Annotated in this window: 23 protein-coding genes; 6 read left to right on the top strand and 17 right to left on the bottom strand. The window is 43.0% G+C overall.

The window, feature by feature from the left end; translation table 11 throughout:
* The first annotated feature begins 405 nt into the window (after positions 1-405).
* Complete coding sequence (locus tag GQY27_RS12585; RefSeq protein ID WP_160034853.1) at positions 406-1308, top strand: LysR family transcriptional regulator; 903 nt, start codon at positions 406-408, stop codon at positions 1306-1308.
* An 18-nt stretch (positions 1309-1326) separates the two neighbouring features.
* Complete coding sequence (locus GQY27_RS12580) at positions 1327-2136, top strand: histidinol-phosphatase (protein WP_160034851.1); 810 nt, start codon at positions 1327-1329, stop codon at positions 2134-2136.
* A gap of 161 nt (positions 2137-2297) precedes the next feature.
* On the opposite strand, the gene GQY27_RS12575 is transcribed toward GQY27_RS12580, so the two are convergent.
* From GQY27_RS12575 to GQY27_RS12540, 8 genes are all read right to left on the bottom strand, one after another.
* On the bottom strand, positions 2298-3260 hold the full coding sequence (locus tag GQY27_RS12575; RefSeq protein WP_160034849.1) for a DMT family transporter: 963 nt from the start codon (positions 3258-3260) through the stop codon (positions 2298-2300).
* Positions 3238-3840, bottom strand: a complete 603-nt coding sequence (locus GQY27_RS12570; RefSeq protein ID WP_160034847.1) for a GNAT family N-acetyltransferase — start codon at positions 3838-3840, stop codon at positions 3238-3240. Before GQY27_RS12570 ends, GQY27_RS12575 begins: the two co-directional genes overlap by 23 nt.
* A 31-nt stretch (positions 3841-3871) precedes the next feature.
* Positions 3872-4645 carry a metallophosphoesterase family protein gene (locus GQY27_RS12565; protein ID WP_160034981.1) on the bottom strand — a complete coding sequence of 258 codons (774 nt, stop codon included), beginning with the start codon at positions 4643-4645 and terminating at the stop codon, positions 3872-3874.
* A gap of 55 nt (positions 4646-4700) precedes the next feature.
* Positions 4701-5651: a metallophosphoesterase gene (locus GQY27_RS12560; RefSeq protein WP_160034845.1), complete on the bottom strand. Its 951-nt coding sequence runs from the start codon at positions 5649-5651 to the stop codon at positions 4701-4703.
* A gap of 32 nt (positions 5652-5683) precedes the next feature.
* Positions 5684-6508, bottom strand: a complete 825-nt coding sequence (locus tag GQY27_RS12555) for an AAC(3) family N-acetyltransferase (protein ID WP_160034843.1) — start codon at positions 6506-6508, stop codon at positions 5684-5686.
* A 181-nt stretch (positions 6509-6689) separates the two neighbouring features.
* On the bottom strand, positions 6690-7460 hold the full coding sequence (gene sdhB, locus GQY27_RS12550; protein ID WP_160034841.1) for a succinate dehydrogenase iron-sulfur subunit: 771 nt from the start codon (positions 7458-7460) through the stop codon (positions 6690-6692).
* A gap of 50 nt (positions 7461-7510) precedes the next feature.
* Entirely contained in the window at positions 7511-9253 is a 1743-nt protein-coding gene (gene sdhA / locus GQY27_RS12545) for a succinate dehydrogenase flavoprotein subunit (RefSeq protein ID WP_160034839.1), read from the bottom strand.
* A gap of 23 nt (positions 9254-9276) precedes the next feature.
* Positions 9277-9939 (bottom strand): succinate dehydrogenase cytochrome b558 subunit, encoded by a 663-nt coding sequence (locus tag GQY27_RS12540; RefSeq protein WP_160034837.1) that lies wholly within the window; start codon positions 9937-9939, stop codon positions 9277-9279.
* A gap of 244 nt (positions 9940-10183) precedes the next feature.
* Here GQY27_RS12540 and GQY27_RS12535 point away from each other — a divergent pair, with 244 nt between their 5' ends.
* Positions 10184-11107 (top strand): LysR family transcriptional regulator, encoded by a 924-nt coding sequence (locus GQY27_RS12535; protein WP_160034835.1) that lies wholly within the window; start codon positions 10184-10186, stop codon positions 11105-11107.
* On the opposite strand, the gene GQY27_RS12530 is transcribed toward GQY27_RS12535, so the two are convergent.
* Entirely contained in the window at positions 11097-11762 is a 666-nt protein-coding gene (locus tag GQY27_RS12530; RefSeq protein ID WP_160034833.1) for a potassium channel family protein, read from the bottom strand. The two genes, GQY27_RS12535 and GQY27_RS12530, sit on opposite strands and share 11 nt — an antisense overlap.
* 18 nt (positions 11763-11780) lie before the next feature.
* Positions 11781-13112, bottom strand: a complete 1332-nt coding sequence (locus tag GQY27_RS12525; RefSeq protein WP_160034979.1) for a TrkH family potassium uptake protein — start codon at positions 13110-13112, stop codon at positions 11781-11783.
* A 385-nt stretch (positions 13113-13497) separates the two neighbouring features.
* Between GQY27_RS12525 and GQY27_RS12520 the strand changes: the two genes are divergently transcribed.
* Entirely contained in the window at positions 13498-15204 is a 1707-nt protein-coding gene (locus GQY27_RS12520) for a CPBP family intramembrane glutamic endopeptidase (RefSeq protein WP_160034831.1), read from the top strand.
* Here the strand turns inward: GQY27_RS12520 and uvrC are convergent.
* Together uvrC and trxA are read right to left on the bottom strand one after the other, a co-directional pair.
* Positions 15176-17089 carry an excinuclease ABC subunit UvrC gene (uvrC, locus tag GQY27_RS12515; protein WP_160034829.1) on the bottom strand — a complete coding sequence of 638 codons (1914 nt, stop codon included), beginning with the start codon at positions 17087-17089 and terminating at the stop codon, positions 15176-15178. The genes GQY27_RS12520 and uvrC overlap by 29 nt on opposite strands.
* Before the next feature lie 228 nt (positions 17090-17317).
* Positions 17318-17632 (bottom strand): thioredoxin, encoded by a 315-nt coding sequence (trxA, locus tag GQY27_RS12510; RefSeq protein WP_160034827.1) that lies wholly within the window; start codon positions 17630-17632, stop codon positions 17318-17320.
* A gap of 233 nt (positions 17633-17865) precedes the next feature.
* Here trxA and GQY27_RS12505 point away from each other — a divergent pair, with 233 nt between their 5' ends.
* Complete coding sequence (locus GQY27_RS12505) at positions 17866-18024, top strand: YqzM family protein (protein WP_160034825.1); 159 nt, start codon at positions 17866-17868, stop codon at positions 18022-18024.
* A gap of 139 nt (positions 18025-18163) precedes the next feature.
* On the opposite strand, the gene dnaI is transcribed toward GQY27_RS12505, so the two are convergent.
* The 3 genes from dnaI to GQY27_RS12490 form a co-directional block, all read right to left on the bottom strand.
* Positions 18164-19120: a primosomal protein DnaI gene (gene dnaI / locus GQY27_RS12500; RefSeq protein ID WP_160034823.1), complete on the bottom strand. Its 957-nt coding sequence runs from the start codon at positions 19118-19120 to the stop codon at positions 18164-18166.
* Between the two features lie 79 nt (positions 19121-19199).
* Positions 19200-20735 carry a DnaD domain protein gene (locus tag GQY27_RS12495; protein WP_160034821.1) on the bottom strand — a complete coding sequence of 512 codons (1536 nt, stop codon included), beginning with the start codon at positions 20733-20735 and terminating at the stop codon, positions 19200-19202.
* Positions 20736-21002: 267 nt separating this feature from the next.
* Positions 21003-21296: a YuiB family protein gene (locus GQY27_RS12490; RefSeq protein ID WP_160034819.1), complete on the bottom strand. Its 294-nt coding sequence runs from the start codon at positions 21294-21296 to the stop codon at positions 21003-21005.
* 239 nt (positions 21297-21535) lie between these two features.
* On the opposite strand from GQY27_RS12490, the gene hemQ reads away from it, so the two are divergent.
* A complete protein-coding gene (hemQ, locus tag GQY27_RS12485; RefSeq protein ID WP_160034817.1) occupies positions 21536-22282 on the top strand; it encodes a hydrogen peroxide-dependent heme synthase in 747 nt (248 codons plus the stop codon).
* Between the two features lie 68 nt (positions 22283-22350).
* Here hemQ and GQY27_RS12480 read toward each other — a convergent pair whose 3' ends face one another.
* Together GQY27_RS12480 and GQY27_RS12475 are read right to left on the bottom strand one after the other, a co-directional pair.
* Positions 22351-22602, bottom strand: coding sequence for a hypothetical protein (locus GQY27_RS12480; protein WP_160034815.1), 252 nt, complete (start codon positions 22600-22602; stop codon positions 22351-22353).
* A 3-nt stretch (positions 22603-22605) separates the two neighbouring features.
* Positions 22606-23796, bottom strand: a complete 1191-nt coding sequence (locus GQY27_RS12475; protein WP_160034813.1) for an NAD(P)/FAD-dependent oxidoreductase — start codon at positions 23794-23796, stop codon at positions 22606-22608.
* Positions 23797-23818: the final 22 nt, after the last annotated feature.

The raw sequence follows: 23818 nt of genomic DNA, 5'->3' as shown, positions 1-23818 counted from the left end.
GCCACATTTCAATTCATTACGAAATAAATCTAAAGGCCCATAATAACTATTATCGACAGATCAGAAGGGATTGTTTATACATGAATAAGAAAGTCGTAGCCATCAAAAGCAAACAATTAGGTAAGTCCAATGATTCACAATCTTATTTTTCTAGTTCAAAGGGCCTCTGCCCCCCTTCTTACAACGTGAAACTACTAAGGGAATAACAGTCTGGTGGTACAGATGTCACCATCCTCTGCTGCTTCTCTTTCCCCTGGATACAGCCACTTTATAGAAGATGTATGAAATATATCAAAGCTTTCTATTAAGAATGAAAACATGACAGCGTTGCCCTCCACCCATCATTCCCCTATAATTTAAAAAAGAACGATATCTTATGTACTCTTCAACGTCAGGAGGCACGTTATGAACATCAGTCAACTGGAGACACTGATTACCATTTCTAAAACGATGAGCTTCCGCAAAGCCGGAGAGCTACTCAATCTAACGCAACCTGCTGTGTCGGCTCAAATAAAAAGTCTGGAAGACGAGTTTCGTACGGTGCTTGTTGATCGTACGCAGCCCGTAACATTAACCGATCGCGGCATGGTATTCCTAAATCATGCGGAACGAATTCTTGATATTGTGGATGAACTCAAACTTAAGCTCTCCGACCTCGATCAAAATCCGCAAGGACATATTGTGCTTGGAACAACGACTTCGATCGCAATACAGATTCTACCGCGAATTCTGTCCTATTTTCAGGACCAATTCCCTTTAATCAAAACCAGCATTCAGTCCATGCCCTCCTCCCAAATTTATCAGCAAGTAGAAAATAGCATGATCGATGTGGGAATCGGTTATCTTATTGAACGTAACCCGAATTTAAATACGTCTGTACTTTATTATGATACGTTTGAGCTTGTGGTCTCACCGCATCATCCATTAGCCCAAAAGAAACATGCAACTATTGATGTATTAGGCACAACTCCTCTAATTATGCTTTCTCCTGATACGGTAGGAAGAAAGTTTGTTGACGACATTTTGCAGAAACATCAGATTGAACCAAATGTCGTTATGGAATTATCCAGCAGTGAGGAGATCAAAAGGATGGTGGAGCTTAACCTCGGCGCGGCTGTCATCTCTAAACAATCAACTGCAAGTGAACTCCGCTCAGGCTCACTAGTAATGATCCCGCTTAGCGAGCTTGGTGTCGCGCATCCGGTTGGTGTTATCTATAAATCCACCCGATATTTAAACTCTGCGATGCAGCAGTTTTTAAGTGATCTGAAAGGCATGCCAGAAACTCAGTTTGTCAGTTCCGAATAGAATAGGAGGACTCCCATCTTGAAATTTGATCTGCACACGCACCACGTTCGCTGTGGTCATGCAAACGGAACCATAAGGGATTACGTTGAAGCTGGAATATCTGCAGGCCTGCAAGTGATCGGCATTTCTGATCATACCCCTTACTTTGGAAGGGAAGAAGAACAGGCTTTTCCCAAAATTGCGATGGCAAAAAGTGAACTTGTACATTATGTAGAAGAAGTACTCTCTCTCAAGAAAGAATATGCAGGAAAAATAGATGTTCTGCTAGGCATTGAGTCCGACTTTTTTCCGGAGTTTGCGGAGGTGTATCGCAAGACGCTAAACAAGTATCCGTTCGACTATATTATTGGTTCCGTACATAGTACGGGAGGAGTTAGTATTTTCAACAAAAACCGCTGGAAGAACCACGATGAAAAGGCGAGTATCAAAGTCAAAGAAACGTATTATGATTTGATTCGGCAATCAGCCAAAAGCGGGATGTTCCAAATCCTTGGACATATTGATGCAATGAAAGGGAATTACCCTGACTTTTCTAAAATACCGGCAGAAAAAGCCATTGATGATACGCTTCAGACGATTGCGGAAGAACGAATTGCTATTGAGATTAATACATCTGGCAAGACCAAACTCAGCGGCGGCTGGTACCCTTCGGATGAGATTTTGGAGCGGGCTCATTACTACGGTGTGTATGTTACATTTGGTTCTGATGCTCATAAACCAGAGCGTGTTGGAGATGAATGGGAAGAGGTTCGCAGCAAGCTGAAAGAAATTGGATTTGAAAGCTGGGTCTATTTCAAGCAAAAAGAAAGGCAAGTTGTTCCGCTCTAGCTTGAATCCAGATAAAAAAAAGGGACCCGGTGAGCTCGCTCACGGGTCCTAACTGCATTTATATTATCAAAAAGGGGGTCATGAGATCAGTTTAACCTGTCTCTGTTAGAGTTTAGTTTCAGCAATATTTCATTTGTGTAACAAGATATGTTAATAGGGTATCATGGGGTGTTATTCGTTGTTTTTAGCCCTTTCAAACGCTTGTCCGAAACGGATCGATTCACAATGATAATACCGCTGACCACGAGCGATAGAGATACCGCAATCCAGCCCGACAGCTGTTCGCCAAGGATCAGAGACGATAATATCACTCCGAATACAGGAATGAGAAATAAGTACATCGAGACCCGGCCTACTTCATTATATTTCATAATGGTATTCCATAATCCAAACCCTGCAGCTGACAACAAAGCAAGATAAAATAAATATAAGAACGTTGTTCCGTCCATCGGAAATGGGGCAAGTCCTGTAACAGGGACACTAACGGCAAGCAGCATTATTCCGCCGAGCATCATTTGTCTTCCCGTTAAAGATAACACCGGTTCATTTCTACTTTCCTGCCTAGCGAGTACATTCCCTACTCCGCCAAACATTGCAGAACCAAGCAGCAGTAACTCTCCCCATCCAAAGGATATCTCCATATTTCCATTTCCGATCCCCGCAGCCGCAATTCCTGCAAACCCAAGGAACAGACCTGATAATTTCATCAAGGTAAGTCGCTCTGATGAGTCAAACATCCGAACCGCTAACATTTGAAACAGGGAAGTGGAGCCGACGATAATAGATCCTTGGATTCCTGTGCTATAACTAAGCCCTACATAAAGCAGCAGATACTGAAGAAATGTCTGAATAAGCGCGAGCCGGCCAAGTCGGCCCTTTTTTATTCTATGTGCAGCTCCGCTCTTCTTTCTTTGGAACAGATAGTGGAATAGGATCAGCAGTAATCCTGCCAATGTGAAACGGTATCCTGCAAATAACCACTGTTCACTTACATGTGCCGCCTCGATATCAAGCGCTGCATACCCCTTTTTAATGACAGGCATCGCGCTGCCCCACAGTAACGTGGCCACTGCCGAACTTATGACGATGCCTGCCGGATGTCTAAACCAATTTTCCGCTTTCATGATAACCTCTTCTATTATGTCTGTATTGTTCCCTGTCGATCTTATAGACAAGAATGTCTTGATTCTGCATTTGAAGCAGAGAAAAGTGTTGCTCTGTCTTTTTATGAGTAAAACCGCTTCTCATCAGCAGTTTCTTGGAACGATCATTCTGCTCATGAATTCTTGCTTTCAGCTGAGTAAAATCAAGCTCCTCAAAACCAAACTGGGTCAGCCGCTCTAATGCTTCTGCCGCATATCCTTGACCCCAATACGCCCGATTAAACATATAGCCAATATGTGCTTGCTTTTGCGACTCTTTCCACTGCTGAAAGGAAACTACCCCGATGAGATGCCCTGATTCCTGCAGACAAATTCCATAGTGAATGGATTCCAGCCTATCTCCAGATAACCGAATTTCTTTCATAATCCGTCTTGCACGGATCTTGGTCGGCAAGTTTACACGATTTAAATATTGAATCACTTCACTATCGTTTAAAAATTGAAAGATTACCTCATCATCTTCAGGCGTCAAAGCTCTCATACGCAAGCGCTCTGAAGCCAGTACCGGCAAACCCTGTCTCAGCGCAAGTTTTGTAAACATGAAAGTGAGTGTACTCCTTCTTCAAAAAAAGTTACTTGCCTTGTAATCCGCGATAAACCCCTGTTCGAATTTCATTGATGTATAGATCCATATTAGGTGCACTCGATTGCAGTGCTTTTGATACCTCAGCTTCAATATCATAAGGTACACGAACAAACTGCACATTAAAAGGCAAAGGCTCGCTTGGAGCACCCGTTTCAAGTTCAGCTTGTTCTTCGCTAGTTCCCTCTAGAATACAATAGGAAGCCTGTGGCAAATCAAGGGGATTGCCGACACTGCCTACATTGAATAACAATTTACCGTTCAAATACTGTAAGTAGGCATTGTGTACATCACCGTAAGCCACGACATCCGGCTCTCCAGCATCCATTTCTTCTGAGGAAGACTCTGAAATAGCCCCAAACATCCCCATTCTTTCTTCGAGCGAATCCCATGGCTGTACTCGATGATATACACTCGTAGACGAAGCATGAACAAGCCGAATTCGTCTGCCGCTTAGCCGAAAGTGATAACTGAAAGGAAGTGCTGCCAAGTAGGATAACCGCTCCTCCCCAAGACTTTCCGCATGCCACTCAAAATGTGGACCTGGTTGTCTCTTCGCAACAAGTTCATCCCAATTCCCACGCACAATAACTTCACAATTCTCACGAACACGATCTACAGCAGAAATCGAGTCAGGACCTTTGCCAACCAAATCACCCAAACAAAAGATGCGGGTAATCCCTCTCTTACGAATATCTTCTAGAACGGCATCCCATGCCGTCATATTGCCATGAATATCAGAAACAATAGCGATTTGCTCCATGTTATCCATCCTTTCTGCCCTCTTTGCTGAGCTTTACTTCTGCGTGCCATGAATGTTACACATGAAAAATGGTCAGCTCCGGTCTGCACAAAAACCGTATAGGGAGCTGAGTCATTCCGACTCCACGATTCACATAAACAGGCATGGATTTTTCTTTTTCACCTGTATAATACAGGCCTTGAATGTACTTTTGAGAGCCCCTTGGAGTGGTAAGTGCCCCTATAAAAGGTGCTCTAACCTGACCACCATGGCTATGTCCTGATAATTGTAGATCATAATCATAATCCTTCGCGATATCTGCATAATCAGGCTCATGCATGAGAAGGATAGCAAATGTCCCCTTTTTCAGCCCTTTACGGGCCGCTTCAGGATCAGGTACTCCATTTAGTGCATCATCTATTCCTACGATTGCTATTTGTTCGCCCTCGCGCTCCACAGTGATATGCTTATTCACGAGTAATGTAAACCCTGCTTCTTTGTACATTTGAGCGAGTCGTTCATATTCACGTCCTCTGTAATCATGATTACCGAGAACAGCATACTTTCCTAGCGGGGCTTTCATTGACTGTAACAGTGGAATACATTCTACCATGGGCTCCGCTTTGCTTTCCAACATATCTCCAGTAAAACAGATTAGATCGGGAGTTTGTCTGGCTAGTGCGGAAGCAAGTCGCTCCATATCCGATAGATCCATATGAAATCCCAGATGCATGTCACTGAAATGAGCAATTTTCATACCATGAAAGGCTTTAGGCAGCCGCGGCAATGTAATCTCTACATGCTCTACTTCAAGTCGCCTTGGCTCCCATAACCATGCATATCCTCCTGTAAAAATGCCGGCACTTGCTGTAAGCGCAAGTTTACTCGCTTTTTTAAGAAAGCGCCTGCGAGAGGGATCATGCACTTTCTCTTTTCCTGGGAAAATCGCTGGGACCGTTTCGCGTCCATCTCGTGGTCGCACCGGTTTACGGTCATTCTGCTCTGAATGCACTCGTGTTTCCTTCATTGGAGGTCCCCTTTCTTTACCTAGCCCATCGCTTAGGTTTCCTTATCCATCTTCCTATTCGTACTCAACCAGGTTTCCGCATAATCAACCAAGGCTCGCTGTGGTGCCATAAAACAGGGGGCCCAGCGAATCTGAACTTTATTATAAGGCGAAACTGCGGATTGCTCATAATCCAAACCCAGCTTTTGAAAATCATCCGAGCTAATGTTGTAGTCTCGGTATGTAATCCACTGCTTTACTCCATTCGAAAGAACAGGCGCACGGTGCTGGACTTCTTCCTTACCTGCATAGCGGGCTCGGTATTCAGCTAGATGAAATGAAGTATTCCGCTCATGTCCGCAGCCAAGTAAGACAACGTGCGCATCCAGTTCATATAGCCGTCCTAAAGGGGACAGTTCACCTAGACTGTAGTCATAACTGTGGTCTTCTAATATATAGAAAGCCATCGGTCCTGATGCAGCAAAAGACACATGGGGATGTCTGCTGCGGCGGGTATTTTTAGACTGCCGGAATGCATCTACGATGACGCCCATTCCTGCCGTTTCCGTAAAATCGGGGTCATAAGCAGGCATCTCATCACGAATCAAATCCCACCATTTGGCATCAGCCGGTGGATTCATCCATGTAGAAGGATCTGTCAGATCCATTGATTGAGCAGGCATCACAATGGTCCCTTCCGGTCCAATCACATCCTGAAGCGCTAAAACAACCGCTGGAGGACCACCGGGGACCCAACCTCCAAAACTTTTCATTGAAGAATGGACAAGAATCGTCATTCCGGGCCTCAGTCCAAGCTTCGTAAGCCCTTCCGCGATCTCAGAACGTGTAACGGGTCTTTCTATAATGGCGTCTGCCATAGAGATGCACTTCCCTTCTAGTGATTCAAATTATACCATAATCCAAATTGAAGTAAGGAACCTAGGTACGGCAGGATAGTGAGCGGTATAACCCATATAGAAACTTATCTTTGTTATTCCAAACAAAAAAACCCCGTGCAATAAAGAACGGGGTTCATGTTCTATCGTTACTACTCGTAAATTACGCGCCAAGCCAACGTTTAAACATATGTTTTGTTGTATCTTTGTTCATCTCCGCGATGGAAGTGGTGAGCGGAATTCCTTTTGGACAAGAGCGTACGCAGTTCTGAGAGTTACCACAGCCTTCAATACCGCCGTCGTCCATAAGTGCATCCAGTCGTTCTTCCTTGTTCATCTCTCCAGTTGGGTGAGAATTAAACAGGCGAACCTGTGAAATGGCAGCAGGACCGATAAAGTCGGTTTTTTCATTGACGTTTGGACAAGCTTCAAGACATACACCGCATGTCATACACTTCGACAGCTCATAAGCCCACTGACGTTTCTTCTCAGCCATACGTGGACCTGGACCCAGGTCGTAGGTTCCATCAATTGGAATCCATGCCTTAACGCGTTTGAGCGCCTTAAACATCCGATCGCGATCGATAACCAGGTCACGAACGACCGGGAAAGTCTTCATCGGCTCAAGTCTGATCGGTTGTTCTAGCTGATCAACCAGCGCCGCACAGGCTTGACGGGGTTTCCCGTTAATGACCATAGAACAAGCACCGCACACTTCTTCCAGACAGTTGGATTCCCAGCAGACAGGAGCAATTTGTTTACCCTCTGTATTCACTGGGTTCCGCTGAATCTCCATCAAAGCACTGATTACGTTCATACCCGGACGGTACGGAAGCTCAAATTCTTCGGTATATGAAGCGGAATCCGGCTTATCTTGGCGGGTAATAATAAACTTCACACTTTTAGATGATTTTGTCACCGTAGTTTCTGCCATGATGTTTCCCTCCTCACTTAATACTGCAGGATTACTGCTGATAACCTGATTTAATCTTTAGAGTAGTCGCGAATACGCGGCGGAATGAGCGAAACGTCGACATCCTCATAAGAAATCTTAGGCCCTTCTTTACTCCATGTTGCGATACTTGTTTTTAGGAAGTTCTCATCATCACGTTCTGGGTATTCCGGTTTATAGTGTGCTCCGCGGCTTTCGTTACGCAATAAAGCGCCTAGTGTCATTGCTTCGGATAACTCCAGCATGTTCCAAAGTTGTCTTGTAAACGAAGCCCCAGCATTATTCCAGCTTGATGTATCGTTAACATTGATGTTCTTATAACGTTCTTTCAGTTCTTTAATCTTACCGATGGTTTGCTCAAGCTTGTCGTTGTGGCGAACAACCGTCATGTTGTCTGTCATCCACTCGCCCAGCTCTTTATGAATTACATAGGCATTCTCGCTGCCTTGCATTTTGGTAATTTGATCATACTTCTCTGATTGTTGTTTTCTATATCCATCAAAAACAGAAGAAGAAACATCTTGTGTTGATTTTTTCATTCCTTTGATGTATTCCACTGCTTTCGGTCCTGCAACCATGCCGCCGTAGATCGCTGACACCAAAGAGTTTGCACCTAGCCGGTTTGCACCATGATATTGATATTCGCATTCACCGGCTGCAAATAGTCCAGGGATATTTGTCATTTGGTTATAATCCACCCACATGCCGCCCATAGAATAATGAACTGCAGGGAAAATTTTCATTGGAATTTTACGCGGGTCATCACCCATAAATTTCTCGTAAATTTCAATAATACCGCCCAGTTTTACATCCAGTTCCTTCGGATCTTTGTGAGACAGGTCAAGATAAACCATGTTCTCGCCATTAATTCCAAGCTTCTGACTAACGCACACATCAAAAATTTCACGAGTTGCAATATCCCGCGGTACAAGGTTACCGTAAGAAGGATATTTCTCTTCAAGGAAATACCATGGCTTGCCGTCTTTATAAGTCCAGATTCGGCCGCCTTCACCGCGCGCAGACTCAGACATCAGTCTTAATTTGTCATCGCCGGGAATGGCAGTCGGGTGGATTTGAATGAACTCACCATTCGCATAATTAACACCTTGTTGATACACAGCACTTGCAGCTGTTCCTGTGTTAATTACGGAGTTTGTTGTTTTACCGAAAATAATACCAGGACCGCCAGTTGCAAGAATGGTCGCATCTGCTGCAAAAGTAACCACTTCCATGTTACGCAGATCCTGAGCTACGATTCCGCGGCATACGCCCTCATCGTCTACCACTGCTTGCAGGAACTCCCAATGTTCATGCTTCGTTACGAGTCCAGCTGTTTCCCAGCGGCGTACCTGTTCATCTAGTGCATATAGAAGCTGTTGCCCTGTTGTTGCACCTGCGTACGCTGTACGGTGATGCTTCGTTCCACCAAAACGGCGGAAATCAAGAAGTCCTTCCGGTGTACGGTTAAACATAACACCCATCCGGTCCATCAAATGGATAATACCTGGCGCAGCTTCACACATCGCTTTAACGGGCGGCTGATTTGCCAGGAAGTCACCGCCGTATACGGTATCATCAAAATGCACCCAAGGTGAATCCCCTTCCCCTTTGGTATTAACGGCTCCGTTGATACCGCCCTGTGCACACACGGAGTGAGATCTTTTTACAGGTACGATCGAAAATAAATGTACATGGACGCCGGCTTCAGCTGCCTTAATGGTAGCCATTAAACCTGCCAGACCACCGCCCACTACGATAACGTTAGTTGTAGCCAATTCAGTTCACTCTCCCTTAAACCTCAGACTGTCTTCCATATTTGAATAAAAGCGGACGCTTCATCGAACTCCACGCCGCGGAATGCGAATAATGATGCGATAAACATAACGGAAATGAGTGCAAACATGCTCATACAGATATAAGAAGATACGCGCTGCGAACGTGGTCCGCGTGTGATCCCCCAGCTTACTAAGAATGACCATAAGCCATTGGCAAAGTGGTATGATGCAGATACTACACTGATTAAATAGATAACAAAGAAGATTGGATTCATCACGATATCGTGCATAACACTGCCTAGCTGCTCATGTGTTACATTCCCAAGAGCTACCTGAACTCGAGTCTCATATAAATGCCAGATTACAAAGACAAACGTAATGACACCGGAAATCCGCTGCAGCGTGTATCTCCAGTTACGTTCATTGCCAAAACGTCCCACGTTCGGTTTCGCTTGATAAGCAATATACAACCCATACACACCATGGAACAATAGCGGCAGCCAAATAAAAAATATTTCCAGGACAAGTACAAGCGGAAGACTATTCAGAAAAGCAACCGAATCCTTAAACGCTTGCGGGCCGCCCTCAACGGCTGAAAAATTTGTAATCAAGTGCTCGAGGAAGAACAAGCTCAGCGGGATGACACCAAGAAGCGAGTGGAGCTTTCTCGAATAAAACCCTTTCATAAATTGACGTTCCCCTTTCATGTACAGCGTTCTCATATTTTGAATTGAAAGATCACCGCATTACCCTTTGCATACAAAGGGATCGACAAATTGCTCCATTTTCCTACTTGTGAACAACTTGTGTCTTGTTTTATGTTACCTCTTTTTCTCTTATAATGGAATTGCAATATAATTATTACATGTTATAACTAAAAGGTATAAGCATACATTCCTGATCCAAAGGATATCTTGGAGGTGCACATCTATGTTTGAAGAAATGCAAGCCTTTGCTACCGTTGTAGAACAATCCAGTCTGAATCAGGCATCCAAATTACTTAATCTATCCCAGCCGGCCTTATCACGCAAAATAGCCAAGCTCGAAGGTGAGCTTGGCGTTACACTCTTTAATCGGAAAGGAAAAAGGCTTGAACTGACGACCATCGGTCGTCTTACTTATGACTTTGCACTAGAACAGCGTCAGCATCAATTAAAATTTCTGCAGTCCTTGGCTCAGTTTAAAGATGACACCGACAGTATCATCACACTAGGAGCGAGTCTTACAACGCTTCAAACTACGCTGCCTCCCTTGATCTCAGCTTTTATGGATAACCATCCCCATGCAGAGATTAAGCTCGTCACAGGGAAAACACATGAGATTGTATCGGCAGTCAGAGATCGGCGAGCGGATGTAGGCATCGTTGCTTCATCTATCAGTGAGCCAGGTCTAAATTGTTGTCCTTTATTTGAGGATCATCTAGAACTTGTAGTCCCCAGCACTCATCCGCTGAGCGGAAAAGAATCATTCATGGAAGATTTACAGAAACTGCCGATGATTACTTTTTCCAAGGGGACATGGTACCGTAAATTAACCGATGATCTGTTTCACCGTACGGGGATTATGCCTGATATTCGTATGGAGATTGATTCCTTTGAGGCTATTATCCGTCTGCTTCCTACTTGTAAAGCAGCCGCTTTACTTCCTAAATCCTATGTAAGACCGCAGCTGCTGTCAGACAATGATCTTGTCACGGTACAGATCTCCGAGCTGAAGCAGACGCTGCGAACGACGTGTATGATCTATGGAAAAAAAGAAGAGCTCAGCGCAACCGCCAAGCAATGGATTCAAGAAACAAATGATTTTTTTGCATGCCCGCCGCTTACCATGATGCGTCTTCCTTTTACTCGTTAATTACTTCTTCTTCAAATCGATCAATATTGGAATGGGTACCGATAATGACCATAATATCTCCGCTGTTAATGGCATCAAGCGCAGTAGGGGCGATAATTACGCCCTCTTTCTTTTGCAAAGCGACAACACTGCAATTAAAACGGGCTCTCGTATTTACCTCACTAAGAGTTTTGCCGTCCAAATGCTCGGGAGCTGTAATTTCCACGATCGTGTAGTTATCCGATAGATCAATATAATCAAGCAGATTGGGAGTAACAAGCTGATGAGCGACCCGCTTTCCCATATCTCTTTCAGGATATACTACACGATCGACTCCGAGTTTCTCCAGCGCCCTGCCGTGCAGTAAAGAAATTGCTTTGGCAATGACCTTTTTTACACCGAGTTCTTTTAACAAAATCGCACTTAAAATGCTCATCTGCACATCATCGCCTATTGCGACAATCCCGCAGTCAAAGTTTCGAACACCTAGCGAGCGCAGCATGTCCTCGTCTGAGGCATCCGCAACCACGGTATGAGTCAGCACATCACTCATGTCATTTACGATCTCTTCATTACGGTCTATGCCGAGCACTTCATATCCTTTTTCAACGAGTTCCATTGCAAGGCTAGATCCAAATCGACCAAGCCCAACCACTACAAATTGTTGTTTCTTCATCTTTATATTAAAACTCCCTTACCCTATAATGATCTTGCCTTCAGGGTGTCTGTATAGTTCTTTGTTCTTCTTGCTTAGCGCGTAGCCTAGTGTAATGGGACCAAGACGACCGACAAACATCGTTAAACTAATCAGCAATTTCCCAATCAATGAAAGATCAGGTGTCAGTCCCATGGAGAGACCGACCGTACCAAAGGCCGAAGTGGTTTCAAATAAAATAGCTAAGAACGAACTGTCTTCAATAGTCGATAGAATCATCGTCACTCCGATGACGACCACCAGAGATAACATTGTAATCGTCAATGCTTTAAATATTCGCTCTTGGGGAATGCGATAACGAAACATCACTACATCATCTTGTCCTTTAACCATCGAGATTACTGCTCCGATGAGAATCGCAAATGTTGTCGTTTTGATCCCTCCGCCTGTAGAGCCCGGAGAGGCGCCAATAAACATCAATATAATAAAGAAAAACTGAGTTACTTGCCGGAGTCCGGCAATATCAACCGTGTTCAGGCCTGTTGTCCGGGTGGTAATGGACTGAAAGAAAGAAGCGAGTATTGTGCCCCCTGAATCCAATTGTCCGAGTGTCCTAGGGTTGGTGAATTCCAAAAATAAGAACACGACTGCCCCAAAAATGATGAGAAACGAAGTCACCGAAATGACTACTTTAGAATGTAATGATAATTTTCTAATCTGACGAATCCCAACTAAATCAGACAAAACGACAAATCCAAGACCACCAAGAATGATGATAGCCATACTAACGATATTGATGACCGGATCATTTACATACAGGGTTAAACTGCGGAAATCACCAAACAAATCAAACCCTGCATTATTAAACAAAGAGATCGAATGAAACACACCAAAATAGAGGGCTTTGCCGAACGGCATATCAAAAGACCAGCGTATTGTTAAGATGAGTGCTCCAATCAACTCTATAGTAATAGAGTAAAATAATACTTTTCTTACCAGTTTTACAATGCCTTCAATTGAATTCTGATTTAAAGCTTGCTGTAAAATAAGCCGTTCACGCAAGGATATCTTCCGCCGAAAGACAATCGCGATCAGAGTCGTCATTGTCATAAATCCCAAACCGCCAAGCTGAATGAGTACGGCAATCACCACTTGGCCAAATACAGAAAAATAATGCCCCGTATCCAGTACGACAAGTCCAGTTACACATGTTGCCGATGTTGCCGTAAAAAAAGCATCTATAAATGCGATCCTTTCCCCTGTCGTATTAGCAATCGGAAGCATCAGCAGCAAAGTACCAACCATAATAATGGCTGCAAAGCCGAGCACTAATATTTGAGGTGGGTTTAATTTAAATATACGGGCAGTCATGTTAAACACATGTTCACCTCATTCATTAACTTCAATTAAAAAGAGAACCTTTTCCGAGCGATTTGTATAGCTCTAGGTAATGGTTCCCCCTGTTTTTTCTTTTTAGGATTTATTCTGACCATGACCATAAGAAGTTCAACCCCGATTATAAGTCTTCCCCAATCATGAACACAAAATGAAAGAACCGATAATTTATAAGAAATTCATTCAAATTAGCATAAATTCATCCATAAAGATTAGATTATAAGACAATATTGTATATTTACAAGCTTATAAACGCTTTATCATAGATTTGCTCGTTCCACTCGCTTTCACTAAGTGGCTATGCTATCTTTACAGTAAACTTATTATGACGATTTACCTGTAAATTACAAGGAGGAATATCATGAATCGAACAGGGCAACCCCTTGTGCTTACCCCCAATTTCAAACGGCTTTGCGTGCTGGGAGCAATTGGTCTCCTTTTGTTTGTTGTCTTTCAGATTTTACCGGGAACTGCGATGCAGTCCACTGAACAGCAGACGCAGAGAGTTATTACAAAACAAGAAGCCTTTGAGGCAGCTCTGCCATATGCACAGCAGCAAGTAGGAATTCCAGCAGCCAATGTCTCATATGAAGATGTACTTGTCACCTATAAGTCACACTCGGATTTCTACGGCTATCTTGTAGATAATGAGCTGCTTGTTTCATACAACGAACAGTTTAAACAGCAATATCCTTATGATCTATACAGTGTAAGGATACCCGACTCAGAGGGTGGGCAGGTGACTGTCGATGTACATATGAATACGGGGATACCCGTCAGCTACACTCATGAGTTTCCTTCTTCTTCCTATTTGGATCTTGAAGTGCTTCCCGCATCTAAAGTAGAAGAAGCACTGCTAATCAACCGAATGGCAGAAGGAGGGATTACCTTATCGGAAAAACAGCAGCTAGCTGCTCCCATCTTAGCCGCTGCAGGTTATACGCCCAGTAAGCTGAACCTCAAAAATACGGATGAATCGGATACAGGCCTTATCTATACCGATCCTTCCATGAAAATTGGCGACTCTGTCCTTGAGCTTCGTTTCACCTTTGAGAATGGAGAAATACGTTCCTATGAGCCTCAGTTTTCTGTTCCGGCAGCTCATACAGCCTATGTAAAAAAACAAACGTCTCAAGCCACAATCATGACGCTTGTCGGTTACGGTTTATTCACCTTACTGCTAGGTGTTCTAGCCATTGTCTATAGTGTCCGTACCCGAGCATACACCTCATTTAAACGAGGAATCTGGTTATCCATTTTGTACTTCCTGTTTACTATGATCGGTACCTTTAATCTGCTTCCCACGTTTCAGGCAGAAGGCTACTCAACCGCAATGTTTATCATACTGCTTAGCATACAAGCATTGTTTACACTAGCAATGACTTGTCTTGTGTACTTCTCCCTTGTGGCTGGTGATGGACTCTGGCGTAAAGATGGAATGAATCTATGGCCGCAGGCCAATGAAAAAGGATACGGGCGTTATGTACTGAACAGTATGCTTTCCGGTTACCTCTGGGCTTTCGCTCTGTTAGGGCTCCAATCCATCATTTTTATCTTTTTGGAGAAGGGCCTCGGGGCCTGGTCAACAACAGATGCAAGCCAGTCACCGTATAACATGCTCTATCCATGGCTTATGCCTCTGCTTGCTTGGATGGCTGGTATTGGAGAAGAAGCTGTGTATCGTTTGTTTGGTATCCGTATGTTCAAAAAAATGGTGCGCAGTACCATTCTCGCAAGTCTGATCACTTCTGTGATCTGGGCCATGGGTCATACGCTGTACCCAATCTATCCTGTCATTACAAGACCGATTGAACTTACCATTATTGGACTCGTGTTCAGCTATATAATGATAAGATACGGATTTATTACTTCCATGTTTAGTCACGTCATATTTAACAGCATTCTGATGGGAGTAAGCTTGATCATGATGATGGATGCAGTAAATGTGTCCGCAGGTGTTTTTTGGATCATCCTTCCAGCAGTTGTGGGTTATATTATTTATCGATTTAATCCCGCACCTAAAAAAAAGAAGCCGTTATTCACGGCTCCTCATCTTGAAGAGAATTAATAATTTGTTTGGCGAGTTTATCGCCAATGGAAAGAGGCCGGAAGTCTTCAATGCTGGCCTCTTTAATTTTGCGTAATGAACCAAAATGTTTGAGTAACATCTTACGTCTCTTCTCTCCGATTCCCGGAATGGAATCGAGCTTAGAGACAACCATGGACTTACCGCGCTGCTCACGGTGGAACGTAATAGCATAGCGGTGAACCTCTTCCTGGATCCGGTGAAGAAGATAAAATTCCTGACTGTCGCGAGCAAGCTGCACCGTTTCGTAGGTATCGCCTTTCATCAGCTGCGCAGTCTTATGTTTTGCATCCTTTACAAGTCCGCAAACCGGAATAAATAATCCTAACTCATCATGCAAAATGTCCTGAGCTGCTGATATTTGACCTTTCCCGCCATCGACGATAATTAGATCAGGTCGCTTCAAGTCTTCCTTCAGCACCCTTTCGTATCGGCGCCGTATCACTTCACGCATCGTCTCGTAATCATCAGGTCCTTGTACAGTCCGAATCTTATATTTGCGGTATTCTTTCTTCTCAGGTTTTCCGTCAATGAATACCACCATGCCAGATACGGGATTTGAACCTTGGATATTCGAGTTATCAAAGGCTTCAATGCGGTTTAATGACGGCAGTCCAAGAGCATCAGCCAAGCGTTCTGCTGCTTTAGAGGTTCGTTCTTCGGTCCGTTCTATCAAACGGAATTTCTCATCAAGGGAAACCTTCGCGTTTTGAATCGCCATAGTTACCATTTGACGCTTAAGTCCGCGTTTAGGAAGAAGCACTTTGATACCAAGCCAGTCTTGCAATAGTTCAGCCGCAGAGACAGGGTCATGCGTTCCAGCCGATTCAGCTTTTTCGGATCTCAATAACGCGGCGGCTTCATCCTTTTCTTGATCTTCCTTATGATCCATTTCCTCTGCTACAGGAAGCAGAATTTCTTTAGGTAATGCGGGATTATCACTATAATACTGGGTTACAAAGGATATAAAATCACCGTAAGCATCCCCATAGAACGGAAAAGTCGTAACATGCCGTTCAATCATTTTCCCTTGGCGGACATATAGAATTTGAACACACATCCACCCTTTATCCACAGCAAAACCAAATACGTCCCGGTCTTTATTATCCGCGGTTGTAATTTTCTGTTTCTCCATAAGCGCATCTATGCTCATAATCTGATCACGTAATTCTTTTGCCCGTTCAAAATAAAGATCTTCTGCGGCTTCATGCATTTTTTTCTCTAAATCTTTTCTTATTTCTTCATGACCACCGCTAAGAAAAGACCCAATCTCCTGACTGATGCCCTCATATGTTTCTTTCGGAACTTCTTTTACACATGGAGCCATACACTGACCCATGTGGTAATAAAGACAAACGTCCTTAGGCATTACTCCGCATTTACGAAGTGGATACATCCGGTCGAGCAGCTTTTTCGTCTGATGTGCGGCATAGGAGTTTGGATAGGGGCCAAAATACTTCGCTTTATCCTTGAGAACTCTCCGAGTCACCTCTAATTTGGGATGGCGTTCATTCGTTATTTTTAAGTAAGGAAATGTTTTGTCATCTTTTAAAAGCACATTATACTTCGGTTGATGTTGTTTTATAAGATTGAGCTCTAGTAACAATGCTTCTTTGTCACTATTTGTGACGATATATTCAAAGTTGCGAATATCCGCAACGAGTCTTTGTGTTTTTCCATTATGACTGCCTGTAAAATAAGACCGTACTCGATTCTTCAGAACTTTGGCTTTACCTACATAAATAATCGTTCCTTGTGCATTCTTCATGAGATAGCAGCCGGGAAGATCCGGAAGTAAAGCGAGCTTATGCTTGATATTCTCAAGCGCTTTTTCTTGTTCTTCTCTGCTCTCCAAATGCGAGTCCATCTCGGTTTCCCCTCCTAACCATGAATTAAGCTTTATATAAAAAAAGAATCTCATCCTAAGTCATCTATTAAATCATATATTAAATAATCATTTATTAAACCATTTATCGAATACATGTTCTTATATCATAGTATAACTTCTGTTTCTTCTATTCAAGTGGAAGCCTATGGATTCCATAAAAAACGCCCCTGGCATAGATGCCAGAGGCGTTCCCCATCCCAAGCGGTATTAGTGCTTGGAAATCAGGTTTTTCAGGTTTTCTTTGGAGTTCAGTCCAACGACTTTATCAACGGGCTGACCATCTTTGAACAGAATCAAAGTTGGAATACTCATTACGCCAAAACGGGAAGCAGATTCAGGGTTCTCATCTACGTTCACCTTAGCGATTTTAACGTCATCGCCAACGTCAGCAGCTAGCTCTTCCAAGATCGGAGCAAGCATTTTACAAGGACCGCACCAAGGCGCCCAGAAATCTACAAGAACCGTTCCTGTACCTTCAACTTCACTGTTAAAGGATTGATCGGATACATTTACAATAGCCATGAGAAAGTCCTCCTTCTATATCATGCACAAGTATTATTTAAACTCCTTATCGTTATCATAAACGATTACTTTATTATAGCATATAACGATGTGTAATGCGAAACGTTTGATCATTCCCTAACCTTACAATTTCTTTACAAAATCTTCCTATAACCGTTATACTTGAATAAATTCGTACACGCTGTTATTTGAAAGATCTACAGCGTATACAGTCTTATGAAGGAGGGTCCATCATGGAACCAAAAGTGCTTCGTCCTTATGATCCACGTTCCCACAAGAATGAAGAACCCCGTAATGATTTATTCGATCTTATGGGTGGATTTTTTGGCATGTTCCTGTTCATGACGGTCATCTTTTTTGGAATGGTCATTATTAAATTCCTGGTCAGTTAGGCACCGAAGATCCAGGAGACATCAAAGTCTGATTCTTTCTCTATTCAGAGATCGGATCAGACTTTGTTTATTTTGCTGCTTAGAGCGGTTTATTATTCAGTTTTTCAAAAAAAGAAGAGCTCCGCTGTCTTATCTAACTTTATCCTTGATGTTTCCCCCGCTGATTCTCTCCGCGCACAGGAACCACTTCAACAAAAGGCCGGATACGGTCCATGAGTCGTTGCCCTTTGTGTCTCTCTTCCCCATCCTTGCTTGTAAAACTCAAATGTTGTTCCAAACTTTCCAAACTGTAGTTGGAGGTATAGAACGTTGGTTTACGGTTCATTCGGTAATTTAAAATGGAACCCAGAACATGATCGCGTACCCATGGACTTAAGTTCTCTGCCCCGATATCATCAAAAATGAGCAAATCACAATTTTTTAATATTTCCGTTGTTTCTTTTAGCTTCTGTCCTTCCTGAATCATGGATTTTAGATCTTCCACAAAATCAGGCATATAGACGATTACACCCGTATAACCAAGAAGAGCAAGTTCATGAAGCAAATATCCCATTAAAAATGTCTTCCCTGTTCCAAAACTTCCTTCCAGATATAGCCCTTCAGGGGATAAACCATTTTGCTTGGTATCATTAATATAACGGAACACTTTATTCACTGCTGGAGCACGCTGCAGGTCTTTCCGTAAAATCTCTGCCACATTATATCCTTCACTTAACGTGCGATCATCGACATAGAAACTGCGGATTCGCTCTTTCACCTGCTTATCATGGTCGCTTTTCAGCTGCAAAGAGCAAGGAGTCTTCTTATCTATAATTTCAGGTTGTCCATTAAAATATTCAACCGAAAGTTTGGAATAATGACCTTGAAAATCATTGGGGCAATTCGCAAGTCCCGGACAATTAGCACAATGATTACGGTCTTTCGCATATTGATAAAATTTACTTAATGAGAGCTTAAACTTCATATCATCCACTTCAGGATGTTCTTCCCTGAACTTTTGCACAAAGGGATCTGCGTTAACCTGATCTTCAATGCGCTTTGATTGCTGACGAAAGGATGGATTCAACTGCTGCAAAATGGGGCCTAAAGATTCCATAGGTATAGTTTGCGCCCACCTTTCTTCTTAGATTGTTAATTATACTCGCTCAGCTCCGCCAAGCGTACCTAACCGAAACTCATGAAAAGGTAGTTCGTTTCGCCTGCATTTCCTCTGCAAAACGAATCATTTCCTCCAGTTCTTCCTCACTTACTACATCAGTGCTGCCTGTATCTTGAACAATGGGAATCTCGGGTTTGGATCTTGTCTGCTGTTGATATGAACGAGGACGGCTTGTTTTCGGTGTCCGTTCTCCAGCTCCCGTTTTTTCTTTGTTCCCTTTGATTTTCGCTTGATCCCGAATATATTGAACTGCTTTTTCATAAGTATAAACTTGTTTTAGCAGCATATTGGATGCAATAGCTTCCACAAAATTACGATTAATTCGCTGATCACTGCCCGTTACAACCATGGTCATCAAATAATGGATCAGTACATTGATCACTTCTGCCGGCAGCTTATAGCTCAAATCAATCTTCTCAAAAATATCAATCAGATTATCTGGAACAGAACCGGGGAAGAACGTTTGTAATAAACGTAAATAAGGTTCGTTCCTTAGCATCATATTATATTGATGAATGTCACATTTGGTCGCAAATTGAGGTGGAACCTCCAGATAGTACTCCATTTCAACGACATGTTCAACAGGAAGTTCATCACTTGGTTCACTCTGCGCTGCCTGACGAAGATTAACTACTTTGGCTGCATGAATACTTTGTTCCTCTTTCCGTTTCTTCCCTTGCCGGAATGTTTGACTCGCCAGTTGCTGAAGCCGATCAAGAATGACCTCGCCTTGCGGATTAAACACCCCGTCTTCATCAAGCAATCTGCATACATCTTGAACACCTAAGCTATATTTATGGACTACATAATTAATAATCCCCATCTGTTCTGTATCAAATCGAAGATGTTCCACATGACGACGATTTATGGATTCCTTCGGGAAACGAAGAATAATATCTGAATAGTTCAGTTTGCTTTCTTCTGGTACAGACAAAGTCGCTTGATCAGCTCTGCCGCTGGATACTTCGACTAAAGCTTGCTCAAGCTCATAGTCAATTACATGCGTATTCAGCTCGAAAATCTCATAAAAAGGGACCGAAATATTTTCTTTATTCATAGCTGGCATACCAACATCCGCTGCATCTTCTGTCCAGAGCTGGGACCTCAAAGCCAGCACGGCAAACTTGCCAATTCGATCTCTGAGAAGCAAAGTCAAATGCTGTGTCCTGAAAAACTCTCCAGGTGAAAGCGGTGGACTAAGCTCATATTCATAGGTATATTCATCTGTCTCTGGCACATAAACCCGTGATGTTTGTAAAAGGCCGACCGCTTCCAACTTGGAAGTTTGTTCCATTAGAAACGAGCGTCCCTTCTCACTTGGATCTATTCCCAAAGTCAGAAATAATTTACGTTGCTGTTCCATTCCTGAGTAACCAATCTGATCAGCTCTTATATGCTGGAACAATAAATGGTACAAACTGATGGCAAAAGCGCCTACCATCGGCTGATAGGCAGAGCTGAGCATCCGTTCGTCCAGGCTGCTAAGGCCAAACTCACGGAAAACGCAGTAACGATGATTTTCTGTAAAGTGAAGCATATTCTTCACGCGCATTGCTCATTACTCCTTCTCTCCGATTTGTAGTGAACTCTATTCTATCATAAAAAGGTCCGGCTTAAATCTTCAAATATAGCCAAAATCCCTGCTTAATCTTTCCGCTATTCCCTCTTATCTGACAAATGTTCGCATTCCCTCTGTTTTTGAAATCGAGTTTTCCATTGTACTCTACTATTCTATGAAAAGGGAAGCGTTTCATGACAAAACCCTCTTCTCATGATATGAAAAGAGGGCAAGTATACACCTAAATATAATAGGGTAAAATCAAAACATTTTGTAGCCGCCTATTCGCAGTTTTTGGATCGTCCATCCACTAAGAATTGCACCTGCCACACCGCTGAGTCCGATTAAATAATCAACAGGTCCATAAGAACTCATATGTGTACCGAAACTTGCGCTTCGATCCCACATGGAGAAAATGACAATGGGTATAAGGACAATGATAAATAGATAAGCAGGAAACCAAGTCGTTTTCATGAGCATATTCAAAATAAAACCGATTCCAAACATCATAACAAAAAACAAGATCATAAGCACGAGCACAGGTAAAAACTGCATTCGCTTACATCCTCCTTCTTTCTACCAAATCATGAACCTCTATCCATAACAGATAATAAATAGTGTAACCGAAAATAAGTGTCTCGGCAATGAACTTTCTAGGTTCTGCCAGCGTTTACCGACTTTTAATGAGATCTTCATTTGCCCTGCTACTTCCGCCTTTGATACAATAGAATCATTGATTTGAGATATGAAATAATCTGATATACAAAATTTAATATCATATAGGAGTGAAACAAATGAACGAAGCTGCATCGACTCTGGAAGGCTGGTATGCTCTACATGATTTCCGATCCATTAACTGGTCCGCTTGGCGTTCTGCTGATGAGGAAGCACGCGCTGTTGCTTTAGACGATCTGCAAGAATTTTTACAAGAGTGGACTTCTGTTGAGGAAGCGGGGAACGGCAGCTCAGCCGTATATACGATCATCGGTCAAAAAGCGGATTTTGTCATGATGCATTTACGTGAATCTTTGGAAGACCTCAATGCACTTGAAAATGCATTTAACAAAACAACTTTTGCTCGTTTTACGACCAAAGCTTACTCTTATGTCAGTGTAGTAGAACTGAGTAATTACCTTGCTGGTAAGGACGCTGATCCGATGCAAAATCCAGAAATTGTAGCACGTCTGAAGCCGATTCTTCCAAAAAGACAATATATTTGTTTCTATCCAATGAATAAAAAGCGGGACCTAAGCGATAACTGGTACATGCTCTCTATGGACGAGCGTAAAGCGATGATGAGAAGTCATGGTTTGATTGGACGCAGCTATGCAGGTAAGGTAAAACAAATCATTACCGGCTCTGTTGGTTTCGATGATTGGGAATGGGGCGTTACTCTCTTTGCCGATGATGCTCTTCAGTTCAAAAAGCTGGTGTACGAGATGCGTTTTGATGAAGTTAGCGCACGTTACGGAGAATTCGGTTCTTTCTATGTAGGTAGTCTTTTGAATCCCGAATCTTTCGAAAGTATGTTAAAAGTATAATATAAATGAGCTCATATAATAAAAAGGATGCCCTTATGCGGCATCCTTTTTATTATATGTTTCTTCGTTTAGTCATTCTCTTCTTCGAGCTTCTTTAAGGATTCCAGAAATTCAGCCGTGGCCCGATCGCGGTCACGACCTTTTTCTTTTAACCTTTCAATAGCAGGTAATATCAAAATATCAATTTCCTTTTGCACGATATAAGATAGATCATACTTTTCCTGCTCTTCGAGATAACTGCCAACTTCCATTAGGGCATGATATCGATCCAGTTCATCTCTTTTGAGTAGTCCTCTTACCTGTACACTGCAATGTCTCATGGTTTAAAAGAACCTTCCTTTTTGGAGTACAAGCGGTATACCGCCAATCACATATAGATAGCGAATATCCACTGCTTTTTTCAGCTGTGCTGCTTTCCATCCCTTCCACTTCTTCCCGTTCACAATCGCTATGGCTTCCCCTTTACCGAGTGAAGCGACCGTTCCTTTATGGCTGAATGTGAACTTGCTCAGCTGTTTCCCGCGGATCGAAAGCGCTATATTTTTCGCACAATTAACCCCCTGCTGCATCGCAATTTGAGCCGTCGGTGGATAAGGGCGGCCATCCTTGTTTAGTACCAGTGAGCTGTCTCCTATAATGTAAATATGATCGTAACCTGGCGCTCTCAAATACTCATCTACTTTGACACGTCCGCGTGTCACCTCAAATCCGGCATTCTCGATCAGCTTGTTACATCGAATTCCCCCAGTCCACACTACGGTAGAGGCTTCAATTCGTTCGCCATCTCCAATGATCACACCACCGGCAAAACACTCTTTTATCGGCACGCCGATTCGAAGAATAATCCCTTTATTCTTGAGTACATCCATAGCATACTCTACTAGTTCTTTATCAAAGCCGGGAAGCGGTGTGGGAGCTGCCTCGACATTGTAGAGTTCCACTTTTTCTGGATCTACATCAAACTCTTTGCATAGACGAGGTAAGCGGTCTGCCAGTTCAGATACAAATTCCACTCCGCTAAACCCAGCTCCTCCAACCACAAATCGCAGACGGCTTGCTACGTTGTCATTTTTATAACAAGCAAACTGGTATTCAATATGTTCTCGAATTAATCTTACGGAATTAATACTGCGAATCGTCATTGCATGTTCTTTCATCCCGGGTATCCCAAATGTCTCGGGTTCTCCGCCTAGACTGACGACTAAAATATCATACGATAAGGTGCCGTCTTCCAATATTACTTTTTTCTCGTGCGGCCTAATATCTTTTACAGCAGATTTCACAAGATCGATCTTGAACTCGTCAATCAGCTTCGAAATGGGTACCCTTGCATGATCAATAGTATCCGTCCCAGCAGCTGGCATGTGCAGATGCGTTGTTATGTAGTGATAGTCATGCCTGTTTACCAGTGTGACATCTGCTTCATTGTAGTTCAGTTCCTTTTGAAGTCGCTGTGCGGTTAGTATACCGCCATAGCCTGCGCCAAGGATGACGATCTTAGGAATGTTACTCATGCGCCTACCCCTCCAAAATCAT

Origin of the sequence: Paenibacillus sp. An7 (assembly GCF_009870785.1) — a bacterium.
Lineage (GTDB): Bacteria > Bacillota > Bacilli > Paenibacillales > Paenibacillaceae > Paenibacillus.
The sequence above is the reverse complement of the archived record's forward strand: the minus strand, read 5'-3'. Positions and strand labels throughout refer to the sequence as shown.

Excerpts from the sequence above, each read along its gene's own strand:
- GQY27_RS12585 (WP_160034853.1), top strand. The coding sequence starts at position 406 with ATGAACATCAGTCAACTGGAGACACTGATTACCATTTCTAAAACGATG.
- GQY27_RS12575 (WP_160034849.1), bottom strand. The coding sequence starts at position 3,260 with ATGAAAGCGGAAAATTGGTTTAGACATCCGGCAGGCATCGTCATAAGT.
- GQY27_RS12570 (WP_160034847.1), bottom strand. The coding sequence starts at position 3,840 with ATGTTTACAAAACTTGCGCTGAGACAGGGTTTGCCGGTACTGGCTTCA.
- GQY27_RS12565 (WP_160034981.1), bottom strand. The coding sequence starts at position 4,645 with ATGGAGCAAATCGCTATTGTTTCTGATATTCATGGCAATATGACGGCA.
- GQY27_RS12560 (WP_160034845.1), bottom strand. The coding sequence starts at position 5,651 with ATGAAGGAAACACGAGTGCATTCAGAGCAGAATGACCGTAAACCGGTG.
- GQY27_RS12555 (WP_160034843.1), bottom strand. The coding sequence starts at position 6,508 with ATGGCAGACGCCATTATAGAAAGACCCGTTACACGTTCTGAGATCGCG.
- sdhB (WP_160034841.1), bottom strand. The coding sequence starts at position 7,460 with ATGGCAGAAACTACGGTGACAAAATCATCTAAAAGTGTGAAGTTTATT.
- GQY27_RS12540 (WP_160034837.1), bottom strand. The coding sequence starts at position 9,939 with ATGAAAGGGTTTTATTCGAGAAAGCTCCACTCGCTTCTTGGTGTCATC.
- GQY27_RS12535 (WP_160034835.1), top strand. The coding sequence starts at position 10,184 with ATGTTTGAAGAAATGCAAGCCTTTGCTACCGTTGTAGAACAATCCAGT.
- GQY27_RS12530 (WP_160034833.1), bottom strand. The coding sequence starts at position 11,762 with ATGAAGAAACAACAATTTGTAGTGGTTGGGCTTGGTCGATTTGGATCT.
- GQY27_RS12525 (WP_160034979.1), bottom strand. The coding sequence starts at position 13,112 with ATGACTGCCCGTATATTTAAATTAAACCCACCTCAAATATTAGTGCTC.
- GQY27_RS12520 (WP_160034831.1), top strand. The coding sequence starts at position 13,498 with ATGAATCGAACAGGGCAACCCCTTGTGCTTACCCCCAATTTCAAACGG.
- uvrC (WP_160034829.1), bottom strand. The coding sequence starts at position 17,089 with ATGGACTCGCATTTGGAGAGCAGAGAAGAACAAGAAAAAGCGCTTGAG.
- trxA (WP_160034827.1), bottom strand. The coding sequence starts at position 17,632 with ATGGCTATTGTAAATGTATCCGATCAATCCTTTAACAGTGAAGTTGAA.
- GQY27_RS12505 (WP_160034825.1), top strand. The coding sequence starts at position 17,866 with ATGGAACCAAAAGTGCTTCGTCCTTATGATCCACGTTCCCACAAGAAT.
- dnaI (WP_160034823.1), bottom strand. The coding sequence starts at position 19,120 with ATGGAATCTTTAGGCCCCATTTTGCAGCAGTTGAATCCATCCTTTCGT.
- GQY27_RS12495 (WP_160034821.1), bottom strand. The coding sequence starts at position 20,735 with ATGCGCGTGAAGAATATGCTTCACTTTACAGAAAATCATCGTTACTGC.
- GQY27_RS12490 (WP_160034819.1), bottom strand. The coding sequence starts at position 21,296 with ATGCAGTTTTTACCTGTGCTCGTGCTTATGATCTTGTTTTTTGTTATG.
- hemQ (WP_160034817.1), top strand. The coding sequence starts at position 21,536 with ATGAACGAAGCTGCATCGACTCTGGAAGGCTGGTATGCTCTACATGAT.
- GQY27_RS12480 (WP_160034815.1), bottom strand. The coding sequence starts at position 22,602 with ATGAGACATTGCAGTGTACAGGTAAGAGGACTACTCAAAAGAGATGAA.
- GQY27_RS12475 (WP_160034813.1), bottom strand. The coding sequence starts at position 23,796 with ATGAGTAACATTCCTAAGATCGTCATCCTTGGCGCAGGCTATGGCGGT.